The organism is Niallia circulans NBRC 13626 (genome assembly GCF_001591585.1).
Lineage (GTDB): Bacteria > Bacillota > Bacilli > Bacillales > Cytobacillaceae > Niallia > Niallia circulans.
Genome location: NZ_BCVE01000048.1, coordinates 1 through 2,436, shown reverse-complemented (window position 1 = coordinate 2,436; position 2,436 = coordinate 1). Strand labels below are relative to the sequence as shown.

Genomic DNA, 2,436 nt, shown 5'->3' with positions numbered 1-2,436 from the left:
GTCTGGTGGCGATAGCGAGAAGGTCACACCCGTTCCCATACCGAACACGGAAGTTAAGCTTCTCAGCGCCGATGGTAGTTGGGGGTTCTCCCCCTGTAAGAGTAGGACGTCGCCAGGCACTAAAAGACCTAAAAGCAATATGCTTTTAGGTCTTTTTTTGTGATAATTAGAAAATTGTAGTTTGTATGTAAGGAAGTTTCCATAATTAAAAACGCTCGAACCGCCTAAAAGCAAATACTGTTAGTGTGTAAAAAATTGATGATAATGTAAAAAGTTGAAATAAACGGTAATTGGAGTTTGTCAAAATTTTGGTCATCATTAAAATAATGGTTGCTTCATTTCGGAGTGTAGCAAGACTCCATTTCATATATTTGGATATAACCATGAACAGCAGATAGTTTTCCGACGAAATATAAAAATTCCATGGGAGTAATCCAATTGAAGAAACTAGGATGCTGGGGCATAAAGCCAATAAGTTTACGATAGTCTTTTTCTCCGTTGTAAGAGATGGAATCTTTTGTTGGGGATAGCAAACCAGCGAGCATATGAAGAGTGGTTGTTTTTCCTGCTTGATGGTCTTTAAATTGTTTTTCTAATTGATTTACTTGTACGAATATTTTAGTATCTCCTCAATTATTTTTTCTTCCTATGACAAAATATAAAATAGGTTCCGAATGAACTAACAAACAAAATAAGTGAAAACCATAGTTACTTTGGTCCGTTAGTTTCTTCTTGTTTGGTGCAGTTAATGACGGCTGTCACCATTAAAATGACTTGGAGTATAAGAATAAGAGCTAATAATGACCAGTTTACTTTTCATAATTCATCCAAAGTTATTTCCCCTTTCGCATTTTTCTTAATTTAGGCAAGATAATAAGCAGGTAGTAAAGAATGGATGGGAGTGGAAGAGAAATCAATCCCCATATTCCCCATATTCCCCAAAACCATGCGAAGCTTGTTTTTTCCTTGGCGTGGATAAACAAAAACGTTCCCTAAGCTAACAGAGCGAGATCAGTAAGAATAATAAATAGGAATTAATTTCTGTCATTAAATACTTTTCTTTCTTGTTTTCGCAATTAGTCGATGAGGGCATCTTCATTTCCTTCTTTTGCAAGTTTAATAAGTCTTTTCTCGTTGTCTAAAGTAAAACCGATGCCTCTTTTTTCTTTTTCAAATCATAAGACGGTTAATCGCTGCGAATCGTTTATTAAATTTTATTTTTTAGATTATATCTATTATTACTAATAAAATCCTTAGGGCATAGAGACATTATAGGTGTACATAAAAAGAATGTATGTTAAACTTCTGTTACCTTAATTTAATCTAAGTGTTTTGAAAAGAGAAATGTTTAGGTAGTAAATGGAAAATGTGATAGGCGAGATAATAAGAAAAGCAAAAGATTTACTTATGCAAACAAATAAAGGTGACTTTAAGTTTCCGGGAGAAGGGGCTTGTAGAAGCGTTATGGAGGGAAGTGAGGGGATATCGTATATTTTCAAATGATATCTCATTATTACTTGGGTGAGCTGTGAAGGACGAAAAGGTAGAGCGAGGGTTAGATGCTTAAGAGTCTAAAATTGATTTTACGCCAGTATAGATATTTGTTGAAAAGACGATTGAAGGAAATAAATATGATTATCTCATTTAAATTACAACCCGTGGATAGCTAGAGAAAATTTGGTTTTTAGAAAAAAAGACACTATATACTAAAGGAGAAGAATGCGATGTATGCAGTAGTTGCATTGTTTAATCCAGAATTAGAACAAAGTATAAAAACGATATGGGAAGGCTTGGAGAGTAATGGCATCTCTTATTATGCGAGGGAAGTAGAAGATAGAGTACCACATATTACAATAGCAAACTATAAGGAAATTCCCGTTAGGAACTTTATAAATAAGATGAGGACCTTTTATAAAGATAAAGAAAAAGTACGACTTGACTTTCAAACAGTAGGATCTTTTATAAATACAAAAACGTTATTTTATTCCCCGACTATAACTGAAGAGTTACTTGATTTACATTCTAATCATCATAGAAATTTTGCTTTCTTTATTGATGATAAAGAGTCAGTATATCTTCCGGGTAAATGGATTCCACATTGTACTTTAGCTAATAGACTTTCTGAAGAAAAGCTTCAGGATGCATATAATTATTGTTTAAAGATAAATGAAAAGCTAAAAGGGGAAATAAACCGAATAGGATTAATTAGAATAGATAGTAAAAAGCATGTTCCGCTTATATATTCTGAGAGTTTAATGTGATTGAAAAAAATATAAAAAAACAGTTGACGGTTAAATGGATATTTGTTAATATATAAAAGTTGCCTCGAACGGTAACGATAATTGATAATTTAATAGTTAAAAGTTTTAAGAAAATTATTGACTTGTGACTATTAAATGTGATACGATATAAAAGTTGCATCTGATAGCAACAAAC

1 protein-coding gene, 1 rRNA gene and 1 pseudogene are annotated in these 2,436 nt (G+C 32.7%); 2 read left to right on the top strand and 1 reads right to left on the bottom strand.

Features of this window, described 5'->3' with window-relative positions; all coding sequences use genetic code 11:
• The first annotated feature begins 1 nt into the window (after position 1).
• Positions 2-118: ribosomal RNA gene (gene rrf / locus BCI01S_RS24380) — 5S ribosomal RNA — on the top strand.
• 268 nt (positions 119-386) lie between these two features.
• Here rrf and BCI01S_RS25065 read toward each other — a convergent pair.
• Positions 387-617, bottom strand: a pseudogene (locus BCI01S_RS25065) (ATP-binding cassette domain-containing protein); the annotation flags it as partial.
• A gap of 1,107 nt (positions 618-1,724) precedes the next feature.
• Here BCI01S_RS25065 and BCI01S_RS24375 point away from each other — a divergent pair.
• Entirely contained in the window at positions 1,725-2,261 is a 537-nt protein-coding gene (locus BCI01S_RS24375; RefSeq protein WP_061801335.1) for a 2'-5' RNA ligase family protein, read from the top strand.
• Positions 2,262-2,436 lie beyond the last annotated feature (175 nt).